The 25,439-nt window shown below is 63.7% G+C and carries 27 protein-coding genes; 17 read left to right on the top strand and 10 right to left on the bottom strand.

Features of this window, described 5'->3' with window-relative positions:
* Nucleotides 1-30: 30 nt before the first annotated feature.
* From K5658_RS03360 to K5658_RS03350, 3 genes are all read right to left on the bottom strand, one after another.
* The gene (locus K5658_RS03360) at nt 31-663 is read right to left on the bottom strand and encodes an FABP family protein (protein WP_221065579.1); all 633 of its coding nucleotides are present in this window, start codon (nt 661-663) and stop codon (nt 31-33) included.
* A 79-nt stretch (nt 664-742) separates the two neighbouring features.
* Nucleotides 743-1,237, bottom strand: coding sequence for a dihydrofolate reductase (locus tag K5658_RS03355; RefSeq protein ID WP_221065578.1), 495 nt, complete (start codon nt 1,235-1,237; stop codon nt 743-745).
* Nucleotides 1,234-2,394, bottom strand: coding sequence for an alkene reductase (locus K5658_RS03350; RefSeq protein ID WP_221065577.1), 1,161 nt, complete (start codon nt 2,392-2,394; stop codon nt 1,234-1,236). The genes K5658_RS03355 and K5658_RS03350 overlap by 4 nt, the downstream gene beginning before the upstream one ends.
* Nucleotides 2,395-2,614: 220 nt before the next feature.
* On the opposite strand from K5658_RS03350, the gene K5658_RS03345 reads away from it, so the two are divergent.
* The 3 genes from K5658_RS03345 to K5658_RS03335 are packed head-to-tail and all read left to right on the top strand — an operon-like array spanning nt 2,615 to nt 3,767.
* The gene (locus tag K5658_RS03345; RefSeq protein WP_221065576.1) at nt 2,615-3,040 is read left to right on the top strand and encodes a bacteriohemerythrin; all 426 of its coding nucleotides are present in this window, start codon (nt 2,615-2,617) and stop codon (nt 3,038-3,040) included.
* A 51-nt stretch (nt 3,041-3,091) separates the two neighbouring features.
* Nucleotides 3,092-3,295 carry a hypothetical protein gene (locus K5658_RS03340; RefSeq protein WP_221065575.1) on the top strand — a complete coding sequence of 68 codons (204 nt, stop codon included), beginning with the start codon at nt 3,092-3,094 and terminating at the stop codon, nt 3,293-3,295.
* Complete coding sequence (locus K5658_RS03335) at nt 3,285-3,767, top strand: PilZ domain-containing protein (RefSeq protein WP_221065574.1); 483 nt, start codon at nt 3,285-3,287, stop codon at nt 3,765-3,767. The genes K5658_RS03340 and K5658_RS03335 overlap by 11 nt, the downstream gene beginning before the upstream one ends.
* Before the next feature lie 57 nt (nt 3,768-3,824).
* On the opposite strand, the gene K5658_RS03330 is transcribed toward K5658_RS03335, so the two are convergent.
* On the bottom strand, nt 3,825-4,565 hold the full coding sequence (locus K5658_RS03330; protein WP_221065573.1) for a queuosine precursor transporter: 741 nt from the start codon (nt 4,563-4,565) through the stop codon (nt 3,825-3,827).
* A gap of 267 nt (nt 4,566-4,832) precedes the next feature.
* Here K5658_RS03330 and K5658_RS03325 point away from each other — a divergent pair, with 267 nt between their 5' ends.
* Together K5658_RS03325 and panC are read left to right on the top strand one after the other, a co-directional pair.
* Nucleotides 4,833-6,335, top strand: a complete 1,503-nt coding sequence (locus K5658_RS03325; RefSeq protein ID WP_246628554.1) for an AAA family ATPase — start codon at nt 4,833-4,835, stop codon at nt 6,333-6,335.
* Between the two features lie 84 nt (nt 6,336-6,419).
* A complete protein-coding gene (panC, locus tag K5658_RS03320; protein WP_221065572.1) occupies nt 6,420-7,268 on the top strand; it encodes a pantoate--beta-alanine ligase in 849 nt (282 codons plus the stop codon).
* A 3-nt stretch (nt 7,269-7,271) separates the two neighbouring features.
* On the opposite strand, the gene K5658_RS03315 is transcribed toward panC, so the two are convergent.
* Both K5658_RS03315 and yihA read right to left on the bottom strand, forming a co-directional pair.
* On the bottom strand, nt 7,272-7,691 hold the full coding sequence (locus K5658_RS03315) for a hypothetical protein (protein WP_221065571.1): 420 nt from the start codon (nt 7,689-7,691) through the stop codon (nt 7,272-7,274).
* A gap of 326 nt (nt 7,692-8,017) precedes the next feature.
* On the bottom strand, nt 8,018-8,647 hold the full coding sequence (gene yihA, locus K5658_RS03310) for a ribosome biogenesis GTP-binding protein YihA/YsxC (RefSeq protein WP_221065570.1): 630 nt from the start codon (nt 8,645-8,647) through the stop codon (nt 8,018-8,020).
* 208 nt (nt 8,648-8,855) lie between these two features.
* On the opposite strand from yihA, the gene K5658_RS03305 reads away from it, so the two are divergent.
* From K5658_RS03305 to K5658_RS03295, 3 genes are all read left to right on the top strand, one after another.
* Nucleotides 8,856-9,434, top strand: a complete 579-nt coding sequence (locus K5658_RS03305) for a c-type cytochrome (protein ID WP_246628553.1) — start codon at nt 8,856-8,858, stop codon at nt 9,432-9,434.
* A 46-nt stretch (nt 9,435-9,480) separates the two neighbouring features.
* A complete protein-coding gene (locus tag K5658_RS03300) occupies nt 9,481-10,170 on the top strand; it encodes a thiol:disulfide interchange protein DsbA/DsbL (protein WP_246628552.1) in 690 nt (229 codons plus the stop codon).
* Between the two features lie 95 nt (nt 10,171-10,265).
* Nucleotides 10,266-11,045: an endonuclease/exonuclease/phosphatase family protein gene (locus K5658_RS03295; protein WP_221065568.1), complete on the top strand. Its 780-nt coding sequence runs from the start codon at nt 10,266-10,268 to the stop codon at nt 11,043-11,045.
* Between the two features lie 112 nt (nt 11,046-11,157).
* Here the strand turns inward: K5658_RS03295 and hxlB are convergent, their stop codons facing one another.
* The 3 genes from hxlB to K5658_RS03280 all read right to left on the bottom strand — a co-directional run bounded on the left by hxlB (nt 11,158) and on the right by K5658_RS03280 (nt 13,393).
* A complete protein-coding gene (hxlB, locus tag K5658_RS03290; RefSeq protein ID WP_221065567.1) occupies nt 11,158-11,691 on the bottom strand; it encodes a 6-phospho-3-hexuloisomerase in 534 nt (177 codons plus the stop codon).
* Between the two features lie 9 nt (nt 11,692-11,700).
* The gene (hxlA, locus tag K5658_RS03285; RefSeq protein ID WP_221065566.1) at nt 11,701-12,342 is read right to left on the bottom strand and encodes a 3-hexulose-6-phosphate synthase; all 642 of its coding nucleotides are present in this window, start codon (nt 12,340-12,342) and stop codon (nt 11,701-11,703) included.
* A 460-nt stretch (nt 12,343-12,802) separates the two neighbouring features.
* Nucleotides 12,803-13,393 (bottom strand): hypothetical protein, encoded by a 591-nt coding sequence (locus K5658_RS03280; RefSeq protein ID WP_221065565.1) that lies wholly within the window; start codon nt 13,391-13,393, stop codon nt 12,803-12,805.
* Between the two features lie 424 nt (nt 13,394-13,817).
* On the opposite strand from K5658_RS03280, the gene K5658_RS03275 reads away from it, so the two are divergent.
* Complete coding sequence (locus tag K5658_RS03275; RefSeq protein WP_221065564.1) at nt 13,818-15,083, top strand: PepSY-associated TM helix domain-containing protein; 1,266 nt, start codon at nt 13,818-13,820, stop codon at nt 15,081-15,083.
* Between the two features lie 6 nt (nt 15,084-15,089).
* Here K5658_RS03275 and uvrD read toward each other — a convergent pair whose 3' ends face one another.
* Entirely contained in the window at nt 15,090-17,270 is a 2,181-nt protein-coding gene (gene uvrD / locus K5658_RS03270) for a DNA helicase II (protein WP_221065563.1), read from the bottom strand.
* A gap of 79 nt (nt 17,271-17,349) precedes the next feature.
* Here uvrD and K5658_RS03265 point away from each other — a divergent pair, with 79 nt between their 5' ends.
* The 8 genes from K5658_RS03265 (at nt 17,350) to mraY (ending at nt 25,436) form a co-directional block, all read left to right on the top strand.
* Nucleotides 17,350-17,607: a YgaP family membrane protein gene (locus tag K5658_RS03265; protein WP_221065562.1), complete on the top strand. Its 258-nt coding sequence runs from the start codon at nt 17,350-17,352 to the stop codon at nt 17,605-17,607.
* A gap of 475 nt (nt 17,608-18,082) precedes the next feature.
* The gene (gene mraZ, locus K5658_RS03260; RefSeq protein WP_221065561.1) at nt 18,083-18,541 is read left to right on the top strand and encodes a division/cell wall cluster transcriptional repressor MraZ; all 459 of its coding nucleotides are present in this window, start codon (nt 18,083-18,085) and stop codon (nt 18,539-18,541) included.
* Nucleotides 18,538-19,485: a 16S rRNA (cytosine(1402)-N(4))-methyltransferase RsmH gene (rsmH, locus tag K5658_RS03255; RefSeq protein ID WP_425515904.1), complete on the top strand. Its 948-nt coding sequence runs from the start codon at nt 18,538-18,540 to the stop codon at nt 19,483-19,485. Before mraZ ends, rsmH begins: the two co-directional genes overlap by 4 nt.
* Nucleotides 19,482-19,739 (top strand): cell division protein FtsL, encoded by a 258-nt coding sequence (gene ftsL / locus K5658_RS03250; RefSeq protein ID WP_085210656.1) that lies wholly within the window; start codon nt 19,482-19,484, stop codon nt 19,737-19,739. Before rsmH ends, ftsL begins: the two co-directional genes overlap by 4 nt.
* Before the next feature lie 15 nt (nt 19,740-19,754).
* Nucleotides 19,755-21,482 (top strand): peptidoglycan D,D-transpeptidase FtsI family protein, encoded by a 1,728-nt coding sequence (locus K5658_RS03245; protein WP_221065559.1) that lies wholly within the window; start codon nt 19,755-19,757, stop codon nt 21,480-21,482.
* Nucleotides 21,479-22,996, top strand: a complete 1,518-nt coding sequence (locus tag K5658_RS03240; RefSeq protein ID WP_221065558.1) for a UDP-N-acetylmuramoyl-L-alanyl-D-glutamate--2,6-diaminopimelate ligase — start codon at nt 21,479-21,481, stop codon at nt 22,994-22,996. The genes K5658_RS03245 and K5658_RS03240 overlap by 4 nt, the downstream gene beginning before the upstream one ends.
* Nucleotides 22,993-24,363: a UDP-N-acetylmuramoyl-tripeptide--D-alanyl-D-alanine ligase gene (locus K5658_RS03235; RefSeq protein WP_343223290.1), complete on the top strand. Its 1,371-nt coding sequence runs from the start codon at nt 22,993-22,995 to the stop codon at nt 24,361-24,363. Before K5658_RS03240 ends, K5658_RS03235 begins: the two co-directional genes overlap by 4 nt.
* A complete protein-coding gene (mraY, locus tag K5658_RS03230; protein ID WP_221065557.1) occupies nt 24,354-25,436 on the top strand; it encodes a phospho-N-acetylmuramoyl-pentapeptide-transferase in 1,083 nt (360 codons plus the stop codon). The genes K5658_RS03235 and mraY overlap by 10 nt, the downstream gene beginning before the upstream one ends.
* Nucleotides 25,437-25,439: the final 3 nt, after the last annotated feature.

The raw sequence follows: 25,439 nt of genomic DNA, 5'->3' as shown, positions 1-25,439 counted from the left end.
GGCTGAGCGTAAACCCAAACCGAAAACGCCCTAACGGCGGGCCAAGGGATTCGGGGTCGGCTCCCCGATCTTGACCAAGGTGTTGCTGTCGCGGTGGTGGAAAGGCTCGGCCCGGCCCCGGATGAGCAGCACGGTATCCTCGTCGTAAGACCACGTACCGTCGTCGTGGACATCCACCTTGATGCGGAATTCGGCGGTCTTGAACCCATGGTTCAGGAACGGCGTCCCCAGGATGCCATAGGCTTCCGCCCCCTCGGTCGCGACCAGCTCGAAGCTTTTGGCGTCAGCCCCGGCCCGACCCACCGCCAGCGCGACCAAGCCGCGGGGAATGGTCAAGGTCTGGATCAGCGTGCCGGTGGCGGGTTCCCACAGCCAATAACCGACCTGGTCGTGATAGGTCTTCACCTGCCCCGGCTTGACGATATGGGTGTGGTAGCGCAGGCCGTACAGCAACTGCGGGCCGTTGGTCTGCGGATCGATGGGTTGAAGCTCCATGCGCTCGACGAACGCCTGTTGCTTGCCGCCTTCCGGTTTGGGCCGGATATCGATCCCGTCCGCGCCCTGCCAGATGCCCGCCAACGCGGCCAGCGGGCCGAGATTGCCCAGGGTGTCGACATCGATGTCGGAAGGTTCGGTGTAGATGTCTTCGGGGAAATCGGCCATGGGTATCCTCGTGCGATGGTGGTGGCGGGTGGCCCGATGATAGGAAAATCCGTCCAGCCTGGAACCGATCCGGCGGTTATCAATCCGCCCGTTCCAGCGTCACGAAACTATAGCCCAGGCCGCTGTCGGGGTCGCGTTCAATATCCTCCCGCGCCGTTTCCCGCCATTGGCCGGGCTCGAATTCCGGGAAGAAGGTATCGCCCGCGAAGGCCCGATGGATCAAAGTGAGATGGAGCCGGTCGGCCCTGGGCAGGCATTCCCGGTACAGCGCGGCCCCGCCGATCACCATCAGTTCTTCCGCCGCCTCGCCTTCCGCCGCCCGCGCCGCCTCTTCCAAGCTATGCACCACCACGCAACCCGCCGCCGCATAGGCCGGATTGGCGGTCAGCACGAGATTGGTGCGCCCCGGCAAGGGGCGGCCTATCGATTCGTGGGTCTTGCGGCCCATGAGGATGGGCTTGCCCATCGTGATTTGCCGGAAGCGCTTGAGGTCGGCGGACAAATGCCAGGGCATCCGGTTGTCCACCCCGATGACCCGGTTCGCGCCCATGGCGGCGATCAGCGCGATCTTCATGCCGGCTCGAACCCGCCGCAATCGGGCATGGGCTGCTCGCCGCGCTGCTGGGCCAGGGTCGGATAATCCAGATAACCCTGGGGTCCGCCGCCATAAAAGGTGTTGGGATCGGGAAGGTTGAGCGCGGCCCCCACGCGCAGGCGTTCCGGCAAATCCGGGTTGGCGAGGAAGGCGCGGCCAAAGGCGATCAAATCGGCCCGGCCCCCACCCAGCGCGGCCCCGGCCTTGGCCGCGTCGTAGCCGCCGCAGACGATCAAGGTGCCCCGGTAGTTCTCGCGGATGCGCTTCAGCACCGCCCCGGCGCGTGGATCGGGTGTTTCGGTGGTGGCGTTGCCGGCGATGACCGGCTCGACCACATGCAGATAGGCCAGTTCGAAGGCGTTCAGCCGCTCCGCGACATGGCCGAACAGGGCTTCCGGGTCGGCGTCGCCCATGTCGTTGAAAGTGCCCAAGGGCGACAGCCGCACGCCCACCCGCCCCGCGCCCCACACGCCGCACACCGCTTCCACCACTTCCAGCAGCAGCCGGGCGCGGTTTTCCACCGGACCACCGTAGGCGTCTTCACGCTGGTTGGTGCTGGAATTAAGGAATTGGTCGAGCAGGTAGCCATTGGCGGCATGCACCTCCACGCCATCGAACCCGGCGGCCTGGGCGTTCTTGGCTCCATGCACGTATTGCTGGACGAGGTAGGGCATTTCCTCGATGGCGAGGGCGCGGGGCGGGACGAAGGGCACCAGTTGCGGCGCACCGCTTTCGTCGGCGATGAAAGCCAGGCCGCCGGGCGCGATGGCCGAGGGAGCGACCGGCAGTTGCCCGTCCGGTTGCAGCGCCGGATGCGAGACCCGCCCCACATGCCACAGTTGGGCGAAGATCAAGCCGCCCGCCTCATGCACCGCGGCGGTGACGAGTTGCCAACCCGCCACTTGTTCCGGGGTGTGGATGCCGGGGGTCCAGGCATAGCCCTGGCCTTGCTGGGAGATTTGGGTGGCCTCGGAGATGATGAGGCCCGCCCCGGCCCGTTGCGCGTAGTAGAGCGCGTTCATCCGGGTGGGGATATTGCCCGGCTGCTGGCTGCGCGAGCGGGTGAGCGGGGCCATGATGATGCGGTTCTTGAGGGTGAGCGGGCCGAGTTGGAAAAGCGTGAACAATGCCGTCATGGTCGTGCCTACGGTTTGTGGAAAAGGATGGGGCGGACTATAGCGGCTGGGGGAATCGCTGTCATCGCGCCATGCCGGACCGGACTCCATGGGTTCAAGCCGGACGCTGACCGCCGGCGATCCAACCATAAATTTTTTATGGAATATTTGACCTACGCCCACGCCCTTCTATGCTTGTTTTTTCGGCAACCGCTCGCGCAACGGCAACAGGAGCCTCACCATGAATGGATCGTTGAAAATCATGTGGTCGGATTCCCTGGCCACCGGCAACAAGGCCATCGATATCCAGCATAAATATTTGGTGGACATCATCAACGACCTGGCGGAATTGATCGAAGCGGGGCATTCCCCCGCGAAAATCCGCAATATCCTGAATCTATTGCAGCATTACACGGAATGGCATTTCCACCGGGAAGAACTGTGCATGGAGCGCCACCGCTGCCCGGCGGCCGCCATCAACCAATCGGCGCACGCGGATTTCATCCGTACCTTCGTGGCCTTCAGGAAGGAATATGCCGAGCGCGGTGGCTGCGAAGATTTCGCCCGGCGCATGTACAACGAACTGACCGCCTGGCTGGTGAACCACATCCAGCGCGTGGACGGCCAAATCACCCCCTGCATGGGGGAAGCGCCCCTTCAGACATAGTTCCCGGATTGTCCGGTCCCCCGTTCCCCTCCACCCGCCTTGGGAAGCACCATGATGACCCAACCAGAACTCGCCCGTTCGCTCGAACATCTGATCGCGCTCAGATCGGAAACCCTCCCGCTTTTCCTCCTGGACCTCGCCGACAGCGCCGACGCGCCGCGCCGCCATGGCTTGTTGGCGGAAGCCCAGCGCCAACTCGCGGTCCTCGAACAACTCCTGGAAACCCTCGGAGGCTCGGATCGCCATGCCTATTGATATCGAACTCGCCCGGCGGTTCGAGCGCCATTTCGACGGGCTGCAAAGCTTGATCCTCGATCTGGAACGGCTCGCGGGCCAGGTGGAAGACGGCGGCTTGGGCGCGGAGCTTAGGGCGCTACTTTCGGACCTCCTGGTCCACTGGGACGAGATCGGCGACTTCGCCGACCAACTCGCGCAACCCGCGACCGAGAACCGCCGTCGCCAGCGGGTCCGGGTGCTGGGCAGCGCTGTCGTGCGGGCGGACGGCGCGACCGTGGAGGCCCAGGGGCAATGCGTCGATCTGTCGGCGGGGGGCTTGCGGCTGCGGGTCTCCCAACCCTTGACCCTGGGCCGGCGCTATGAATTGGCCGTCCTCATGCCCGGTGCCGCCGAGGCGCTGGTCTACACCACCCAAGCCAGTTGGTGCCAAGCGCGGGCGGGCGGGGATGGTTATTGGGTCGGCTTCGAGTATGTCGAACCCGGCGCGTAGGCCGGGTCCCATCCGGCGTCCCCGGCCTCGCGCATGGCCAGCGATACGCCCAGCCCGCTACTTAAACCTAAACGGATTGAAATCGGTATCGTGGTCATAATGATCGACGCCCTCGGCCTGTTTCAGCTGACGGACGATGACATAGGTCAGCGGGGTGATCACGATCTCGTAGGCCACCTTGACCAGATACACCGAAGCCGTCGCGGTCCACATCACCGGCCAGGGCATCGTGCCGACGAAAGCGATCAGCATGAAAATAAGGCTATCGATTCCTTCGCCCACCAGGGTCGAGCCGATGGTCCGCATCCACAGGTGCCGACCCTGGGTGAACACCTTCATCCGCACCAGGACGTAGGAATTGGCGAACTCGCCCGCCAAATAAGCCAGCAAGGAAGCGACCACGATGCGCGGCACGAAACCCAGCACGGTCGCGAACTGGGTTTGATAGGGCCAGGCCGGGGCCGGTGGCAGGGCCACGACCAGGGTGAATACCAGGGCCATCACGAAATTGGCGGCGAATCCCATCCACACGATACGGCGGGAATGGGAAAACCCATAACACTCGGACAATATGTCGGAAAAAATATAAGAAACCGGGAATAACACGATCCCGCCCGGCATCACCAACGGACCGAGCGCGATGAGTTTTTGCGCGGCTATGGTCGAGATCAACACCACCGCGACGAAACCCATACCGATCAGGTCGTAATACCGCAGCGCCCGCCCTGGATGGACCTGCCGGTCCGGGATATTGCCGCGCCTATTGCCATAGGGATATTGCCGGGAAACTTCGGCCATACTCGATAAATCCTCGCCCAAAGCCACCGCCCCCGGAACCCCAAGGGCGGCGATGATAAAGACCGGCTGCTTCCGGCGATGGCACCGCATTCGGCGTACCCACCGGACAAGACAGGGTAACAAAACACCGGGGCGCCCCGCATGGCGGCCCGCACCACCGCCTCCCGTCCAACTTGACAGCCCCCCCGCCGCCCACAAGAATCCCCCGCGGCACCCCGCAAGGCCGGTCCCGGCCCCCTTCCACCCCCCAACCGACCCCAAACACCCATGACCACCCTCAGCAAATCGCTCCAAGCCCTGCGCGACATCGTCGATTCGGGCCGTCCGCTGGCCTACGTCAAAACCTCCGAGGAACAGCGCATCGCCAAACTCCTGGCCGAAGCCGCCAAAAGCTTCTTCGCCGCCCCCGTGCCGCTATGGACCTGGAGCCTCACCGAAGGCATGAAACAGGCCGACGGCAGCCGCGCCGAAGCCGCCACCGCCCGCGCCGCCCTGGATTTCATCGCCGAACACCCAGGCCCGGCCTTGTTCCACCTCAAGGATTTCCACGAGCCGATGCAGGAGTCCGCCGACATCCGCCGCCGCCTGCGCGACCTGTACACGGGCTGCTTCGACCAGGGCAAATTCGTGTTCATCACCTCGCCCGTACAATTCCTGCCGCCGGAACTCGACCGCGACTTCGCCTACCTCGAATTGGGCGTGCCGGACCTGCCCGAGTTGGAAACCTTCCTCCAAAGCGAAACCGCCCTCCTCCAGGCCGCCGGCTACACCATCGATGGCGACGAGGCCACCCAAACCCTCATCCTCCGCGCCCTGCAAGGGCTGACCCTGGACGAAGCCCGCCACGCCCTGCGCCGTGCCCTCGCCGGCAGCAAGCACCTGGGCCGCGACTCCCTGCCCGCGCTCTACCAGGAAAAGCGCCAGTTGGTGAACCGCAGCGGCATGATCCAGTTCATCTCCGAAGGCGACAACATCGGCCATATCGGCGGCTTGGAAATCATGAAGCAATGGCTGATCGAGCGCCGCCGCCTATTCCAGCAGCGCGAAAAACTCGGCGCGGACATCGTGCCCAAGGGCATCCTGGTGATGGGGATTTCCGGTTGCGGCAAAAGCCTCTCGGTCAAGGCCATCGCCAATTGCTTCGAGTTGCCGCTGTACCGCATCGACATGGGCGAAATCTTCTCGGGCCGCCACGGCTCGCCGGAAAGCGCCTTCGCCCGCGCCTGCCGGATGCTGGAAGGGATTTCGCCCGCCGTGGTCTGGTTCGACGAGATCGAGATGGGCATCACCTCCACCGAATCGGCGGGCGAACAAGGCCGCATCTTCGCCTTCTTCCTGACCTGGATGCAGGAAAAAACCAAGGGACTGTTCGTCGCCGCCACCGCCAACCGCATCGACCTGCTGCCCGCCGAGATGATCCGCAAGGGCCGCTTCGACGAGGTGTTCTTCGTGGATTTGCCGCTGGACGACGAGCGGGTCGATATCTTCCGCATCCATCTGGAACGGCGCGGCATCGACGCCAGCGGCTTCAACCTGGAACGGCTCAAGCGCTTCACCAAGGGCTGGACCGGGGCCGAGGTCGAACAATGCGTGGTGGCGGCCCTGACCACGGCCCGGCTGGAAGAACGCGAACTCAACGAGGACGACCTGATGTACGCCACCGGCAATATCGTCCCCTTGTCGAAAACCATGAAGGAACAGGTGGACCACATCCGCAACTGGGCGCGGGACCGGGCCTTGAAGGCGTCGCCGTCCGAATTCGCCACCTAAAGCCCGGTGATCGCCCGCCCGTTCCCAAGCCCCGTTTGGGAACCCGCGGACCGGCGGAACCCATCCACCCCAGAGCCAATCCCCATGAAGACCGCCCCATCCATCCCCGAACTCCGCCACAGCGTCCGCCTCTGGCGCGGGCAAAGCCTATCGGTGGCCTTCGTGCCGACCATGGGCAACCTGCACGCGGGCCATCTCCATCTGGTCGAGGAAGCCAAGCGACTGGCCGACCGGGTGGTCGTCAGCATCTTCGTCAATCCCAGCCAATTCGGCCCCGGCGAGGATTTCGCGGCCTATCCCCGCACCCCGGCAGCCGACAGCGCCCAGCTCGCCGCCGTCGGCACCGACCTCTTATTCCTGCCGCCCGTGGCCGAGATTTACCCCACCGACCCGGCCCGGATGACTTTCGTGGAAGTGCCGGGTTTGTCCGATGACTTGTGCGGCCAATTCCGGCCCGGCCATTTCCGGGGCGTCGCCACCGTGGTCCTCAAGCTGTTGAACCAGGTGCGGCCCGATGTGGCCTTGTTCGGCGAGAAGGATTACCAGCAATTGGCGGTGATCCGCCGCATGGTGGCGGATTTGGATGTGCCGGTGCGTATCCAGGGCGTGCCCACGGTGCGGGAGGAAAATGGCTTGGCGCTGAGTTCGCGCAATGGCTATCTGTCGGCGGAGGAAAAGGCGCGGGCGGCTTCGATCTATGCCCAACTGCGCGCGGCGGCGGCGGAATTGCGCGGCGGTGCCCGCGATTACACCAGGATCGAGCGGGAGCGGGCGGAAGCCCTGCGGAACCAGGGCTTCGTGCCCGATTATTTCGCCATCCGCCGCCAGGGCGATCTGGCCCGGCCTGGACCGGAGGAAACCCGGTGGGTCGTCCTGACCGCCGCATGGCTGGGGAAGGCGCGCTTGATCGATAACCTCCAGGTGGAACTATGAGCCTCAAACGTCCGGCCCAGGATGCTTGGCCTGGGCCGCCCGCGTCTCGGCTTCCATGAGACCGGCGGCATAATAAAACCCATGCGAGACGGCCAGATAGGCCATGGTCATCACGAAGGCATCCGATACCGGCAGGTTATTGACCATGCCATAAAACTTGGCCCCCACCGCCGTGGCGAAGAAGGTATAGGCCATGATCAAGGCCTCGATACGGCTGCCCTTCAAATAGCGGAAATACCACAGCCCCAATTCGCTGAATACCAGGTAGCCGATGACGATCAGGAAATTATTGCGCAAGGGGCCGTACATGCCGTCGTCGTCGGGCACGATGAAATCGGGATGGTTCAAGGCGGCGATACCGCCCAAGATGGATAACCAAACGGCGAAGTGAAAATTGAAACTGACGAGTTTTTGGATATTCATGTTGGCGTGCCTAGGCGATGGGTTGGGAAAGGATTCCGGCATTATGAGGGACCGGTGTCCGGCGGTTCCAAGGGATGCGCCGCGCCTCATTCGAGACGGCGGGACGGGGATAAGTTCCGGGTAGGGGCGGGGGTATCGCGGCAGCCGGATCGGGCTGGAACTTTCCCTTGCGATAGGGGGTCATAGGGCCATTCAGGAACGACGCGAACTACTCACCTCCTCTCCTTGGGTAGTTTTTCTCAATCCCGGTTCCCCCCAACCGGGAACTCCAAGACTCCGAAGCATTTTCCCCTTTTTGCTTCGGAGTTTTTTTTGCCCGGCGGTACTCAGGGCCGGGTGGCCGCATCCTCGCCCGGCCCGCATTCGAACCAGCGGTCCAGCACGGCATGGGCCTCCTCCACGCCAACCCGCTTGAGCGCGGAAAACAATTGCAAGCCGATGTCCGGGCCTTGCCATCCGGCCAATTCCCGCCTGACCTTGTGCAGGGTATCGAAGGCCGCGCCCCGGCTGAGCTTGTCGGCCTTGGTCAGGGCGATATGCAGGGACAGGCGGTAATGGGCGCACCATTCGATCATGCGCCAATCGAAATCGGTCAAGGGACGGCGGATATCCATCACCAAAAAAACCCCGCGCAGGGCTTGGCGCTGGCTCAGATAGTTCTCTATCATCGCCCCCCATGTTTTCCGCATGGCCTCGGGCACCTCGGCGTAGCCGTAGCCCGGCAGATCGACCAGGCGCCGGTCCGCGTCGAGTTGGAAGAAATTGAGCAACTGGGTCCGGCCCGGCGTCTTGCTGACCCTGGCGAGGGATTTCTGTTGGGTGATGAGGTTGATGGCGCTGGACTTCCCGGCGTTGGAACGGCCCGCGAACGCGACCTCCAGGCCCTGGTCGGGAGGGGCGTTGCCCAGCTTCGAGGCGCTCGCCAGGAAACTGGCGGAATGATAAATGGATTTCACGATAGGCTGTTCGGGGAAATAATTGACTTTTGTAGTTTACCCGTATTTGATTGCGGGTTTGAAGCGGACCACGCCCATTGGGTTTTTCAGCGCCACGCCGCCACCGGGACCATGCCCCAAGCCACCGCCCCGGACGGCCCGTTTACATTCATATCAATAACATCCGGCTATCAGCGAGGTATCGGGAATGGGAAAACTAAGGTTTTGGATGGGTCTGTTACTGGCGGGCGGCGTCGCCCTCGCCCATGCCCAAGGCAATCCCGCCGCCGGCAAGGAGAAGGCCATGGTCTGCGCCGGCTGCCATGGCGAGGACGGCAATAGCAGCGCCCCGATCTTCCCCAAGATCGCGGGCCAGCACGCCGATTACATCGCCAAGCAGCTCCACGATTTCAAATCCCAGAAGCGCGGCGACCCGACCATGGGCGCCTTGGCCGAACCCCTCACCGGCCAGGATATCGACGATCTCGCGGCCTATTACAGCCAGCAGAAGATCACCATCGAGAAGGCGGAGGCCAACGCCCTCGGCGAAACCATCTACCGCACCGGCAACCTCAAGACCGGCGTCCCGGCCTGCACCGGCTGCCACGGCTTCGGCGGCAACGGCAATCCGGGCGCGGTGTTCCCCCAGCTCAACGGGCAGTACGCCGCCTATGTCGAAAAGACCCTGCGGGACTTCAAGGCCGGGGAACGCGGCAACGACATGAACGGCATGATGCGCGCCCTGGCGGCCCGGATGAACGACGCGGAAATCAAGGCGGTGGCGGACTACATCTCCAGCCTCCAATAACCCACGCTTCCCATAACGCTCCCTGTATTTTTGACGAGGTATCACGATGAAACTGCTGTTCGGGTTCATGGCGGGCTGGCTGTTGCTATCCGCGCCGGTTTTCGCCGAGGAATTCAAAGCCGGCACCGACTACGACACGATCAACCCGGCCCAACCCACTTCCGATCCCAGCAAGGTCGAGGTGATGGAATTCTTCTGGTATGGCTGCCCGCATTGCTATCACTTCGAACCCGACCTGAACAACTGGGTCAGGAGCAAACCGCAGAACGTGGTGTTCATCCGCCAACCGGCGGTGTTCAACGAGCATTGGCGCAACCATGCCAAGGCGTTCTTCACTGCCGAGGCGCTGGGCGTGGTGGAGAAGGTCCATGCCGACTTCTTCGACGCCATCCAGAACAAGCACCAGACCCTGGAATCGGAGAAGGACCTGGGCAAGTTCTTCGTCGCCCACGGCGTGAAGGAGGACGACTTCAAAGCGGCCTTCAAGTCCTTCGCGGTGGATTCCAAGCTGCGCCAGGCCGAGGGCATGGCCGCCCGCTACGGCGTCACCGGCACGCCCAGCATCGTGGTGAACGGCAAATATCTGGTCGGCCCCGCCAAGGCCAAAAGCTTCGCCCGCATGATCGAAATCACCAACGCGCTCATCAAGAAGGAAACCGAGGCCAAGCCCCCGGTGGCCGAAGCCCATGGCGCCCCGCCGATTCCCGAGGCACCGGCCCTGAAAGCGGCCCATTAGGCCACCGCCCCCAGGGTATGGACCCCACAGGACCCGCCGCTCCCAGGCGGCGGATCCGCGTCCGGGGAACGCGCAACCCACGCAGACCCCAGCCCATGAAACCCGTGTCCGACCGCCCGCGCCGCCTGAATCTGGCGAGCTTCAACATCCAGACCGGCATCAACACTTCGAGCTATCGCGACTACCTCACCGGAGGCTGGCGGCACATCCTGCCCTCGCGGAAACGCCTGCCCAACCTCAACCGCATCGCCCAGTTCCTCAAGCCCTTCGACCTGGTGGGCCTACAGGAAGTGGATGGCGGCGGCACCCGCAGCCACAACATCGTGCAGGCCGAATACCTGGCCGAACACGCGGGCTTCCCCTATTGGCATAACCAGGTCAACCGCCGTTTCGGCAACATCGCCCTGCATAGCAACGGCCTGCTGAGCCGCCTGAAGCCGGATACCGTCCATGATTACAAGCTGCCGGGATTGCCGGGGCGGGGTGCGTTGTTGGCGCGGTTCGGCCAATCGGGCGAGGACGCCCTGTATATCTGCGTGCTGCACCTGGCCCTGGCGCAACGGACCCGGCTGCGGCAACTGGCCTTCGTCGGCGAATTGATCCACGACCTGCCCTATGTGGTGCTGATGGGGGACTTCAATTGCGAACCCGATTCCCCGGAATTGAACCTCCTGTTCCAGACCACCCGGCTGTGCGATCCCGCCTGCCAGATCAACACCTTTCCGAGTTGGCGTCCGCACCGGATGCTGGACCATATCCTGGTCACGCCCGAACTGAAGGTGGAAAAGGTGCGGGCGCTGAATTTCGCCTGCTCGGACCATTTGCCGGTCGCGATGGAAATCGCCCTGCCGGGGCATTTGCTGATCGACGGCTGAAGGGATACCGGGGCCAACCCGTATGCGCCCCGGCCCGCGCAATCCCCAAGGCATAAAAAAAGGGCAGGAATGAATCCTGCCCTGTCGATTTCCTGGAACACCCCTCGGGGGATTATTCCAAATTGGCGTGCCGGGTCCGCATTTCCTCTTCCGGAATCCCCTTTTCGTGGATGATGTGCGAAATGGTGGCTTCCAGGAGCATCAGCGTGGATAGCTCGAACACAGTGCCCATGGGCATACCGACCACCTTGCCGTATTGCTCGGGGCTGCCGATTTGGAACACCGCACCCGCCATGTCGGCGATGGTCGAGCTGCTCTTGGCCGAAATCAGGACGATCTCGGCACCCAATTGCTTGGCCCGCTTCGTGTAGGCGATCATGGTCTCGGTTTCCCCGGAGCCGGAGATAACGATCAACAAATCCCCCGCACGGATGCTCGGCGTCACGATCTCACCGACGACATAGACGTCATAACCGCCATGCATCAACCTCATTGCAAAGAACCTTGCAACCAAGGCCGACCGACCGGCACCCGCGATGAATATGCGCGATGCCTTATCGAGTATGCCGGTTAGTTTTTCTTCATAGCTAGCATCGGTAGCCGAAAGGATGCTCGTAATCTTGTCTATGATGAGCTGCTGATGCATATGGGTTCCTTAGGCGGCGCTGGCCAGTTCGCAGATTTCACGGGCGGCATCGGCGGGGGACGGCGCACCGTAGATGGCGGCACCGACGACCACGATGTTCGCGCCGGCCTGGGCGACTTGCTGCACGGTGGACTGCTTGATGCCGCCGGCCACGGAAATACGCATCGGCAGGCCCAGTTTGGCCACGGCTTGCAGGTCGGCGAACGGGGTTTGACCGGCGGCCTGGGCGTCGAGACCGGTGTGGACACCGATGATGTGGGCGCCCAGCTTGGCGGATTCCCTAGCGCACGCGGCCTTGTCGGGAACATTGATCAGATCGACCTGCACTTCGGCGCCATGGGCATTGGCAGCCTTGATCACGCCGGCGATGGTCGCCAAACCGGAAACACCCAGCACGGTGCAAATGTCAGCGCCTGCGGCATAGAACGGGGTGGCTTCGTATTCACCGGCATCCATGGTCTTGAGATCGACCAGGATCAGCTTGTTGGGGTAGAGCTTGCGCAATTCCTTGACCAAGCTCACACCGTTGTGCTTGATGCACGGGGTGCCGATTTCGAAAATGTCGACATAAGGGGCCGCGAGGCTGGCGAGCTTCAGAGTCTGGGCAACATCCAAAGAATCGAGTGCCAATTGAATTAACGGTCTTGCCATGGTGTATGCTCCGATTGGTTATGGTTGGTTACAGGTTTTATGCTTAGAAATGCATCGCCCTATCTCAGGCAAATGTCAACTCCTAACTGTGTAGCGCGTAGGCCATCGCCTTAATTAAGCTGTTGGCACATCGCTTCGATGCCTAGGCTCGCAAGCAATTTTCACCCAGCTTTATTAAGATTCTTGATATACCTAGCAACTCCCGTCTCGGCCGACTTTTTCGCGGAAGCCTCCAGGTCCCTAATATACTTGGCTACCCCGGTCTCGACGACTTTCTTTTCAGACGACTCCAGGTTTTTAATATACTTAGCTACTCCGCTTAGCTCCGCCATGATATGTACTCCGATATAACTTTGATTAAGCGCGATATTGGTTATCGCATCAATGATTCCGATTCGAGTCGAAACCCCCGGAACCTGCCAACAACCCTGCTATCCGGGTATTGCTCGGCACCGTGGTTTTAGAGCCTATTGCTTTTGATATACTTGGCCACGCCGGTTTCGGGAGTTTTGGGAGCGGCATTGGCTTCGAGATTCTTGAGATAGCGGGCAACCCCGGTGCCGGCCGCTTTGCGGGCGGAAGCTTCGAGTTCCTTCAGGTACTTGGCAACCCCGGTTTCGCCGCCCACGGTACCCGCGGGCGCGACGGGAGCGGCGCTATAACGGACTTCCTGCCCCTTGGGCCGTTTGGTACTCCAGAATACCAAGCCCGCCAAGGCGAAAACGACCAGGGCGACGGGGAAATTATCCATCGAAGAGCCACCTTCGGTGGTCACCGCGGGCTCGGCGGAACTGGCTGGGGTGGAATCGGCTTCGGCTTCCGACGACTTGGACACCGCCGACGACGCGACGGCTTGGCTGCGCTTCGCCTGCTTCGCCTGTTCGGCGGCTTCGCGCTCCTTGGCGGCTTGGTCGTGCTTGGAGATCAGATCGGCATCGCGGGTGATGACCTGCGGCTCGAAATCCGCCGCCGGATATTTGGACTCCGCCGAAGCCAAGGGACTGGACAGCAGCAGCGCCGCCGCCAATAAACCCGTCGTCGTATTGCTCATTTTCACGTCTTTCCCCTATCTAATGTCCTGAGAAGTGGGTGCAGCCCCAAGCGAGTCGGGGCTGGATGGCCGCTAGTGCTTGTAGTATAAGGGGGCATGCCGCCAAATGGAATAGAGAGTTTCCTGTCGCGACACATTGGCATTCCCAGCGGATGCAACTCCACCTTTCATGGAGAACCCTCTTACACCCAACCTGCTATCGAGGCATTATAAACGGATGGTTGGCCTTATAGATACCATGAGTTTGAAGCCCGGTCACGGGCGCGCTTCCCTTTGAATATCGGCAAACTCCGCCGGTATCGGGCGATCTCGTCCACCGGTCGCGACCTTTTCCAACGCCGCCCCGACCACCTGGTTATCCCCCGGACCGGAACGGGCGGGGATGGGATAAGCTATCTCCTTCCCGCCGCCCCCGCTCCCCGCCATGAACGATAAACCCCCGCACCCCCACCGCCCCTGTCCGAAAATCCATCGCTGGCTGGCCATCCCCTTCGGGCTGTTCTTCGCGCTGATCGGGCTGAGCGGCGCCCTCGCCCTTTATGGTCCGGCCTTGGATTTATGGCTGGACCCCCGGCTATCCATCGACCGTCCCAAAGACCCACCACTTCCGCTAGGCCATATCCTGGCAGCGGTACGGGCCGCGCACCCCCGGAGGCCCGGAAGCTGGACGCTGGAACTGCCCCGCACCCCGGACGGCCTGTTAACCGCCTGGTATGAAAATCCCGAGGAAACCCAAGGCCGGCTCTACGCGCCGTTGATGGTGTCGGTGAATCCCTATACGGCGGAAATCGTCGCCAGCCGTTTCTGGGGCGGGACGGCGGCCACCCGCCTCTCGGACTGGCATACGCAACTCGGCCTGGGCCGCACGGGCTGGAACTGGGTGGGCGGACTGGGAGTGGCGCTCGTGCTGACGGTGATTTCCGGCCTGTGGCTGGGATTGGCGGGGTTGGGCGGGACCAAGCCGGGCGGCGGGTTGCGCCTGGGCCGGCTGGCCCTGGACGGACACCGGCTGTTCGGGCTCGCCATCGCCCTGCCCTTGCTGGCCCAGGCTTGCACGGGATTCGGCCTGGCCTTCCCGCGGGTACCGGAATCGCTGTTGGGAACCTCCGGCATGGGCCACGACGACGACGGCCCCACCGTCCGCAGCACCGCCATGCCCAACGACAGGCCGGTCGGGTTGGACGAGGCGGTGCTATTGGCCCGTGGCCCGTTCCCGCACGCGGAGGTGCGGCGGGTGGCGACGCCCGAGGGGGAAACCGGCACCTACCGCGTCTCGCTGCGGCAGCCCTGGGAAGTGAACCGGCGCCATCCGCTCACCACGGTCTGGGTGGACCAGTACAGCGGCCAAATCCGCGAGGTCCGCAATCCCGCCCGGTTCGGCGCGGGGGAAACCACGATGACTTGGCTGTGGCCGCTGCATACCGGGGAAATCTGGGGCACGGGAGGCCGGCTCCTGTGGTTTCTCGCCGGCCTGGCCCCCGCCTTGCTATTCGCCAGCGGCGTACTGGGCTGGCTGGTCCGCCGGGGCCGGGTACGCGATATGCCGGTGGAGTTCGGGCCGCTATGGGCGGATATCCGGCGTCTCGCGGCCAGGGCGCGTCCCCTGGCTTCATGGCTGGTCAGGCACGGCAGGCAGGGAGCGGCCTGGGCGCTATCGGCCATCAAAGCCCTGCTACGGAAATACGCCTGACCGCCCTCACACCGGTTGCAAACGGGCCGAAAACAGCATCAGCTCCTTGATGCCCGCCGTGGCGAAATTCACCTCGACGCTGGTCTTGTCGCCATCGCCCTTGAACTTGAGGATGACGCCCACGCCGAAACTGGCATGGCGCACCCGTTGCCCCACCCTGAATCCGCCGACGCCTTGCCCCGCCGGGCGGGCACCCAAGGCGGGAGCGGAAACAGCGGATTTGGGAGGGGTGGCCTTGCCCTTCATCCGCACATCATGGCGATAGGCCTGGGGTATCTCCCGCAAGAACCGGGAAGGCCGGGGATAGGTCTCCTTGCCATAGAGACGCCGGGTTTCGGCATGGGTCAGGAACAGCTTGCGCTTGGCGCGGGTGATGCCCACATAGCACAGGCGGCGCTCCTCCTCCAGGCGGGCAACATCCTCGATGGACTGCACGCTGGGAAACAAGCCTTCCTCCAAACCCACCACGAACACCAAATCGAATTCCAAGCCCTTGGCCGCGTGCAGGGTCATGAGTTGCACGCAATCGTCGGCCTCGTCGCCCCGGTTATCGCCGGATTCCAAGGCCGCGTGGGCGAGGAATTGATCCAGCTTGGGCAGTTCCGAATCCAGTTGCGGTTCGGTTTCGAACTGGCGGGCGGCGTTGATGAATTCGTCGAGGTTCTCCAGGCGGGCCTCGCCCTGCCCGCCCTTTTCCTTTTCATAATGCTCCCTGAGCCCGGAACCCAGGACGACCCGTTGCACCCGCTCCCAGAGCGCCAGTCCGGCGGTGTCGTAGGCCAGCTTTTCGATGAGTTGCAGGAACCCGGCCAGGAGCGCGCGGGCGCGGGCGGGCAAGGCCGCCGCGTCGCCGCACAACCGCTCCGCCGCCCGCCACAGCGGCAGGCGCTGGTCGCGGGCCAGATCGCGGACCAGGTCCAGGGTCTTGGTGCCGATGCCGCGGGTCGGCGTATTCACCACCCGTTCGAAGGAAGCGTCGTCGTCGCGGTTGGCGATCAAGCGGAGATAGGCCAGGGCGTCCTTGATCTCGGCCCGCTCGAAGAAGCGCAAGCCGCCATAGACCCGGTAGGGCACGCCCAAGGCCACCAATTTCTCCTCGAATTGGCGGGACTGGGCATTGGAACGGTAAAGGATCGCCGCATCGCGCCGGGCATGGCCTTCCGCCGCCCATTGCCGGATGCGCTCGACCACGAAATAGGCTTCATCCTGCTCGTTGAAGGCGGTATACACCGCAATCGGCTCGCCTTCGTTGCCCTGGGTCCACAGGGTTTTGCCCAAACGGCTTTGGTTGTGGGCGATCAAGGCGTTGGCGGCGTTGAGGATATGGCCGGTGGAACGATAATTCTGTTCCAGGCGCACCAAACGGTGTTGGGGATAATCCTGCTGGAACCGGGCGAGATTCTCGACCCTGGCCCCGCGCCAGCTATAAATCGATTGGTCGTCGTCGCCAACCGCGAACAGGTTTTCGTGGCGCTCGGTCAGCAGCCTGAGCCAGGCGTATTGGATCCGGTTGGTATCCTGGAACTCGTCGACCAGGACGTGCTGGAACCGCTCCTGATAATGCGCCAGCGCCGGGGGCGTATCGCGCAGGAATTCATGGGCACGTAGCAATAGCTCGGCGAAATCCACCAGCCCCGAACGTTCGCAGACTTCCTCGTAGGCCCGGTAAACCCTCAGCATCTGCCGCTCGAACGGGTCCGGGGACTCGGGCAAATGGCGGGGACGGCGGCCTTCTTCCTTATGGCCGTTGATATACCACTGGACTTGGCGCGGCGGCCAGCGGGCCTCGTCCAACTCCAGGCTCTTGAGCAAGCGGCGGATCAGGCGGTATTGGTCGTCGGAATCGAGGACCTGGAAGGTCTCCGGCAGTTTGGCTTCCCGCGCGTGCCGCCTGAGCAGGCGGTGGGCCAAACCGTGGAACGTGCCCACCCACATGCCGGTGGTCGGGGCGGACAACATCGCTTCGATGCGCCCGCGCATTTCGTTGGCGGCCTTGTTGGTGAAAGTGACCGCCAGCACGCCATGGGGGGAAACCTCCTCCACCTGCATCAGCCAAGCGATGCGATGCACCAGCACGCGGGTCTTGCCGCTACCGGCCCCGGCCAGGACCAGCAAGGCCGGGCAAGGGGAAGTCACGGCCTCGCGCTGGGCCGGGTTGAGGGAATCGATGATCGCTGGAATGTTCATCGCAGCATTTTACCGGAATCGGCTTGCGCCATCCGGCCCGAGCAAGGAAAATCTAGCGTTTCAATCTAGGAGCCCGGCGATGAACTTCGATTTCAAACGCATGACGCAGCGCGAACTGAATATCGGCCTGCAAGAACAGAAAATCCGCTACGGCGTGGGCATCGGCGCTTTGCTGGCATCGGTGTTCATGGCGAATATCCCGCTCCTGGTCGTCGGCGGCGTCTTGGTCGCCACCGCCAAGCTGCGCTGGTGCCCGGCCTATTCCGGGATGGGCAAAAGCACCGTGCAGCCAGGGGAAGAAGCGCCCGCCGCCGGTTGCTGCGGCGGACACCACTGAAACCGTCGCCCACCACGCCCAAAGGGGACACCCTCCACCTCCACCCCCGCAGTCGGCGCCCGCTCCCCGGCCGGGCGCTGAACCCCCCGTCCAACCCAACCGACGACGGAAACCGGTGCAGCGCTTGTCGCTTCCAACCCCATTGCCGACCCCGCGACAAGCCGGCGGAGCATCGACGACTTATTCTAAAATCCCCCCGCCCCAAACAAGCCGACGTAACGTTCAGTTCTCAATCCAACTCCGTCACACCCCGCCCACGCCGCCGGCACAAGCCCGCACTCGATTGATAAGCCATTGAATATCAAATAATTTCAATAGTCCCCCCGATCCCAAACAGCCAACACCACCGTAACAACGCGGTCATGAAAAATATATTCCATACATCGTCTTGACTTGCCTGCGGTAGGTTTCTATATTCCCGTGCGAGTGGCGAAAAGTGGAGAAAAATGGGGCTGTATGGCGATAAGGGGGTTTTTTGTTTCGTGGCGTCAGTTCCATCCACCTGGACGACAAGGGGCGCTTGGCCGTCCCCACCCGCTACCGGGCCGAATTGGACGAATGCTGCGACAACCAATTAGTCGTCACGGTCGGCCTGGATAAGTGCCTGTTGCTCTACCCCCTCCCGGAATTCGAAGACATCGAACGCAAGCTCGTCAAACTCCCCGCCTTGAACAAACAGGCCAAACGATTGCAACGCTTACTGATCGGCCACGCCGCCGAGTGCCAACTGGATAGCCAAGGGCGGTGCTTGATCCCGGAACCTTTGCGTAGGTTCGCCCTGCTCGAAAAGCGCGTCGCCCTGGTCGGCCAGGGCAACAAATTCGAGCTATGGGACGAGGACACCTGGAACCGCAGCCGCGACGAATGGATCGAGGCGGAACGGCTCGGCGACGACGAAGACTTGCCGCCCGAACTCGGCACCTTGTCCCTGTGAGCGCCGGGGATTCGCCGCACACGCCGGTGATGTTGCGCGAGGCCGTGGCGGGGCTGGCCCCCGAGCGCGGCGGTTATTTCGTCGATGGCACCTTCGGGCGCGGCGGGCATACGGCGGCGCTCCTGGCCCGGCTCGGCAGCCAAGACCGCCTGCTCGCGCTGGACAAAGACCCGGACGCGCTGGCCTCGCCCGAAGCCCTGGCCTTGCGGGCCGATCCCCGCTTGGAACTGGTCCATGGCAGCTTCGCCCAGCTCGCGGCATTCATCGCGGAGCGGGGCCGGCCCGGACAAGTGGCGGGCGTCCTCATGGACCTAGGGGTGTCCTCGCCCCAACTCGACGAGGCCGGGCGCGGCTTCAGCTTCATGCGCGACGGCCCGCTCGATATGCGGATGGACACGGGCCGGGGCATCACCGCCGCCGAATGGCTGGCCGATGTCTCCGAGAACGAACTGATACAGGTCTTGCGGGATTACGGCGAAGAACGCTACGCCCGGCGCATCGCCCAAGCCCTCGTGGCGCGGCGACGCTCCAACCCACCGCTCTCGACCACGGCGGAACTGGCCGGACTGATCGCCGCCGCCGTGCCGACCCGCGAAAAGGGCAAACACCCGGCCACCCGGAGTTTCCAAGCCATCAGGATTCATATCAACCATGAACTCGAAGAACTCGAAGCGGGTTTGCGGCAAGCCTTGGAAATCTTGCGACCGGGGGGGCGCATGGCGGTGATTGCATTCCATTCCCTGGAAGACCGGATCGTGAAGCGCTTCATGCGCGACGAGTCGCGCAGTGGCGGCTCCACGCCCATGCCGTGGCCCGCGCCGGACGAACGCGCCCCGAAATTGGCCCGGATCGGCAAGGCCGTCCTGCCGAGCGCCGAAGAAACCGCCGCGAACCCCAGGGCGCGCAGCGCGGTACTCCGGATCGCCGAGCGGCTTCCGGCATGAGGACCCTATTGGTGCTGGTCGCCGTAGCCGTGGCCTCCGCCCTGGGCGTGGTGTACACGAAATACCGCTCGCGCATGTTGTTCGCCGAGGTCCAGCGGTTGGAGCAAGCCCTCGACGCCTACGACGAGGAATGGGGCCAATTGCAGTTGGAGCAAAACACCTTCGCCGAACACAGCCGCATCGAAAAAATGGCCCGCGCCCGCCTGGGCATGGTGCTGCCCGCCCGTGAATCGACCCTTTACATCAACCCTTAGACGAGTCGCGCCGACATGCGAATCATCCAACCGAACGTGGTGAAAGAAGACGATTACAGCGGTCGCTGGCGCTTCCTGCTCATGCTGATCCTGTGCGCCATGACCGTCTTGATCGGGCGGGCGGTCTTCCTGCAAGTGCTGGACCGGCAGTTCCTCAAACAGCAAGGGGATTTGCGCCATGTCGGCATCCTGCCCGTGCCCGCCCACCGGGGCCGTATCATCGACCGCAACGGCGAATTGCTGGCGGTCAGCACCCCGGTGAAATCGATCTGGATCAACCCCAAGGAATTCCTCAAGACCGAAGTCACCCATGAACAACTGAAGGCCCTGGCCGATCTGGTGGGCATGTCGGTCAAGGAGATCAAGCAGCGCATCGGCCAGGACGACCACCGCGGTTTCGTCTATATCAAGCGGCGCATGAACCCGGAACTGGTCGATCAAGCCATGGCGCTGGGCATCCCCGGCATCTACGACGAACGCGAATACCGCCGCTACTACCCGACCGGCGAAGTGACCGCCCACCTGCTGGGTTTCACCGATATCGAGGACAAGGGCCAGGAAGGCATGGAACTCGGCTTCGACGCCTCGTTGCGCGGCACCGATGGCGCGAAGCGCATCATCCGCGATGGCAAGCGCCGCATCATCGAAGACCTGGAAAACATCCGCCTGCCGGTGCCGGGGAAGGATTTGACCCTGAGCATCGACGAGCGCCTGCAATATCTAGCCTACCGCGAACTGAAAAAAGCGGTCATGCAGCACCGCGCCCGTTCGGGCTCCTTGGTCTTGCTGGACAGCCAGACCGGCGAAGTCCTGGCCATGGTCAACCAGCCCTCCTACAACCCCAACAGCCGGGGCAAGCTCAAGGGCAATCCCTCCCGCAACCGGGCCATCACCGATTTGTACGAGCCGGGCTCCACCATGAAGCCCTTCGCCGTGGCCTGCGCCCTGGAACTCGGCCTGACCCATCCCAACACCGTCTATAGCACGGCGGGCGGCCAGATGCGGGTCGGCCACAACATCGTCAAGGATGTCCACAGCTATGGCAGCCTGGATGTGACCGGCATCCTGCAAAAATCCAGCAACGTGGGCGTCACCAAGATCGCCCTCAGCGTGCCGCCCAAGAAATTCTGGGCCTTCTACAACAATCTCGGCTTCGGCCAGCCTTTGGACAGCGGCTTTCCCGGCGAGGCCCATGGCCGTTTGTCCGACTACCAGGGTTGGAACGCCTTCGAGCAGGCCACCCTGTCCTTCGGCTATGGCGTGTCCACTTCCACCGCGCAACTGGCCCGCGCCTATAGCTCCCTGGCCAACGACGGCGTGATCCCCATGGTCAGCCTGCTCAAGCGCGACACCCCGCCGGAAGCCCACCGCATCATGTCGGCCAAGACCGCCACCACGGTCCGCACCATGCTGGAAAGCGTGGTCTCCACCGGCGGCACCGCGCAAAAAGCCGCCATCCCCGGCTTCCGGGTCTCGGGCAAGACCGGCACCGTGAAGAAATCCGGTGCCCACGGCTACACCGAATCCTTATACATGTCGCTGTTCACGGGACTGGCCCCGGCCAGCAAGCCGCGTTTGGTGATGGTGGTGATGATCGACGAACCCTCGGCGGGCGAATACTACGGCGGTGCCGTGGCCGCGCCGGTGTTCTCCAGCGTCATGGAAGGCGCATTGCGCTTGTTGAACATCGCCCCGGACGAACCCACCCCCTTGATGGCAGGCCGACAGGACGAACCCGCATGAGCCTGGCCGATGCCCACCCTTTCGACTTACCAAGATTGCTGGCCGGTTTCACCGAAACCACCCCGCCCGCCATCGCGGTCGGCGGCTTGGTCCACGATAGCCGGCACATCCAGGCGGGCGATGGGTTCATCGCGCTGCGCGGCCAGCGCGTCCATGGCCTAGCCCACGCCGGGCAGGCGATCCAGAACGGCTGCGCGGCCATCCTCTACGAACCCCAGGGCGGCGGCACGGAGTTGGCGGGCGCCATCGCTTCGGTTCCCTGTGTCCCGGTGGCGGACCTGGCCGGGAAAATCGGCCCCATCGCCGACCGCTTCTTCGGCGAACCCTCCCGCGGCTTCGACGCCCTGATCGGCATCACCGGCACCAACGGCAAAACCTCGTGCAGCCATTTCCTGGCCCAGGCGCTGGACAATAGCAGCGCCGTACTGGGCACCTTGGGCTGGGGCCGGCCCGGCGCACTGCAACCCACCACCCACACCACTCCCGACGCCATCGAAGTCCACCGCATCCTTGGCGAACTGCTCGGATTGGGCTTCCGCTCGGTGGCGATGGAAGCCTCGTCCCACGGCCTGGAACAAGGCCGGCTCAACGGCGTCCGGTTCAAGGGGGCGCTCTATACCAATTTCACCCGCGACCATCTCGATTATCACGGCAGCATGGAGGCTTACCTGGAAGCCAAACTGCGGCTGCTGGCTTGGCCCGGACTCGAATTCGTGGTGTTTAATGCCGACGACGCCAGCGCCGAGACCATCCTGGCCCGTAAACCCAGCGCCGTGCGGGCCATCGGCTTCGGCAAAACGGGCCGCGAGCGGCAATCCAGCCTGCCCTTCTTAGAAATCCGGGAAGTCCGCCACGAAACGGGCGGCGTATCCTTCGTGGCGCATTACGCGGGCGCAAGCGCACGGGTCCGCGCCCCGGTGTTCGGTGATTACAATGTCGAGAACCTGGCCGCGACCCTGGGTGTATTGCTGGCGCTGGGTTGGGACTTGGCCCCGGCGGCGGATGCCCTGGGCCGGGTCCGCGCCGTGCCGGGACGCATGGAAAGCTTCGCCGGGCATGGCCGCCACGTGGTGGTCGATTACGCCCATACCCCCGACGCCCTGGCCAGCGTGCTGCGCAGCCTGCGCGGCCATTGCGCGGGGCGCCTGTGGGTGGTGTTCGGCTGCGGCGGCGACCGCGACCGCGGCAAGCGCCCGCAAATGGGAGCCATCGCCGAGCAGCTGGCCGACCACGTGGTATTGACCGACGACAACCCCCGTTCCGAGGACGGCGACGCCATCCTCCGCGACATCCTGACGGGTTGCCGCCGCGACGGCCTCGTGTGCCTGCGCGACCGCCGCGCCGCCATCGCCCACGCCCTGGAACACGCGGCACCCGAAGACTTGGTCCTGGTCGCGGGCAAGGGCCACGAGTCCACCCAGGAAATCCAAGGCCATAAATATCCTTTCAGCGACCGGCAGGTCATCCAAGCTCTCCTGACCACCCTCCCCTTCTCCACAACCCGCTCCTTATGATGCGCCTATCCGAACTCCAACCCATCGTTGGCGGCGAATTGCGCGGCGAAGACGCCGTATTCGCGACGGTCAGCATAGACACCCGCAGCCTCAAACCGGGCGACCTCTATGTCGCCATCCGGGGGGCGCGCTTCGACGGCAACGACTTCGTGGCGGCGGCGGTGGACGCGGGCGCGGGCGCGGCCCTGGTCGAGCGGTTCGCGGACCTCGCCATCCCGCAATTGCGCGTGGCCGATGGCCGCATCGCCCTGGGCCGGCTCGGTGCCGCGTGGCGTCGGCGCTGGCAGGGGAAAATCGTCGGCATCACCGGCAGCAACGGCAAGACCACGGTCAAGGAGATGGTGGCGGCGGCGCTGGGCGTCGCCGGTCCCACGCTCAAAACCCAGGGCAACCTCAACAACGATTATGGCGTCCCGCTGACCCTGCTCAAGCTGGCACCGGAACACCGCTACGGCGTCATCGAAATGGGGGCCAACCACGCCGGGGAAATCGCCTATACCAGCCAACTCGCCCAACCGGACGTGATCATCCTCACCAACGCGGGCGCGTCCCATCTGGAAGGCTTCGGCTCGCTGGAAGGCGTGGCCCGCGCCAAGGGCGAGTTGATCGGCTCGCTGTCGGCGCAAGGCGTCGCGGTGCTGAACGCCGACGACCGCTTCTTCGATTTCTGGTGTGGCCTCGCGGACGGACGCCGCGTGCTGGGCTTCGGCCTGTCCGAACGGGCGGAAATCCGCGCCGATCCCGCTTCCATCCGCATGGGGCTCGGCGATACCGGGTTCCGCACCGCCTTCGACCTCATCCACCAAGGAGAACGCTTTCCCATGGCTTTGGCTTTAGCCGGCCGTCACAACGTGACGAATGCATTGGCCGCGACGGGCGCGGCTTTGGCGCTAGGGCTCGCCCCCGAGCAGATCGCCCAGGGCTTGGCCCGGATGACCCCGGTGCCGGGACGCCTGGAACCCGTCCGGGGCCCCCGCGACAGCCTGCTCATCAACGACGCCTACAACGCCAACCCCAGTTCCTTCGGCGCGGCGCTGGCGGTTTTGGTGGACCTGCCGGGCGAGCCTTGGGTCGCCTTGGGCGCTTTGGGCGAACTGGGCGCGGACAGCCCGGAACTCCATGCCGGCATCGGCCAGCAGGCCAAGCAGATGGGCGTCAAGCGCTTGTTCGCGGTCGGGCCGAACGCCGACCGTGCGGTCGCGGCCTTCGGCGCGGACGCCACCTACTGCCAGACCCAGGAAGAAATGATCGAACGCCTCGCCGCCGAACTGCCCCAGGGCGCGGCGTTGCTGGTCAAAGGTTCGCGTAGCCAGCGCATGGAGCGGGTCGTCGAAGCCCTGCGCGTGGGGGACGCCCCATGCTGCTGAAAATCGCCGAACTGCTGGAAGGCTATTTCGACGTTTTCCGGGTTTTCCATTACCTGACGTTCCGGGGCATCCTGGGCGTGCTGACGGCCCTGGTGATTTCGTTCATCGTGGGGCCGGCCATGATCCGCCAGCTCAGCAAGTACAAGATCGGCCAGAGCGTCCGCGACGACGGCCCGCAAAGCCATTTTTCCAAGGCCGGCACCCCGACCATGGGCGGTGCCCTGATCCTGGTGTCCATCGCCATCAGCACCTTGCTCTGGGCCGATCTCGGCAACCGCTATATCTGGGTCATCCTGCTGGTGACGCTGGCCTATGGCGTGATCGGCTTCGTGGACGATTACAAAAAGCTCATCCTCCGCAACAGCAAGGGGCTGGCGGCGCGGGACAAATATTTCTGGCAATCGGTCTGCGGCATGGCCGCCGCGCTGTTCCTCTACAACACCGCCAGCGTGCCCGCCGAGACCCAGTTCATCGTGCCCTTCTTCAAGCAGATCGTCTGGAACATGGGCTGGTTCTATCCGGTGATGGCCTATTTCGTCATCGTCGGCACCAGCAACGCGGTCAACCTCACCGACGGCCTCGACGGCCTCGCCATCATGCCCACCGTGCTGGTCGGCAGCGCCTTGGGGATTTTCGCCTATGCCTCGGGCAACGCGGTGTTCGCCGAATATCTGGGGATTCCCTATATCCCCAAGGCGGGTGAATTGGTGGTGTTCTGCGGTGCCCTGCTGGGCGCGGGACTCGGGTTCCTGTGGTTCAACGCCTACCCGGCCATGGTGTTCATGGGCGATGTGGGGGCGCTGGCCTTGGGCGCGGCGCTGGGGATGCTCGCTATCCTGGTACGGCAGGAAGTCGTCCTGATGATCATGGGCGGCGTGTTCGTGATGGAAACCCTGTCGGTCATGCTGCAAGTCGCCTCCTTCAAGCTGACCGGGCGGCGCATCTTCCGCATGGCTCCCATCCACCACCATTTCGAACTGAAAGGCTGGCCGGAGCCACGGGTCATCGTCCGCTTCTGGATCATCACCGTGATCCTGGTCTTGTTCGGCCTCGCCACCTTGAAACTCAGGTAGTCA

It is taken from the genome of Methylomagnum ishizawai, assembly GCF_019670005.1.
In the GTDB taxonomy this organism is placed as follows: domain Bacteria; phylum Pseudomonadota; class Gammaproteobacteria; order Methylococcales; family Methylococcaceae; genus Methylomagnum; species Methylomagnum ishizawai.
This window is presented reverse-complemented; position numbering and strand designations above follow the sequence as displayed.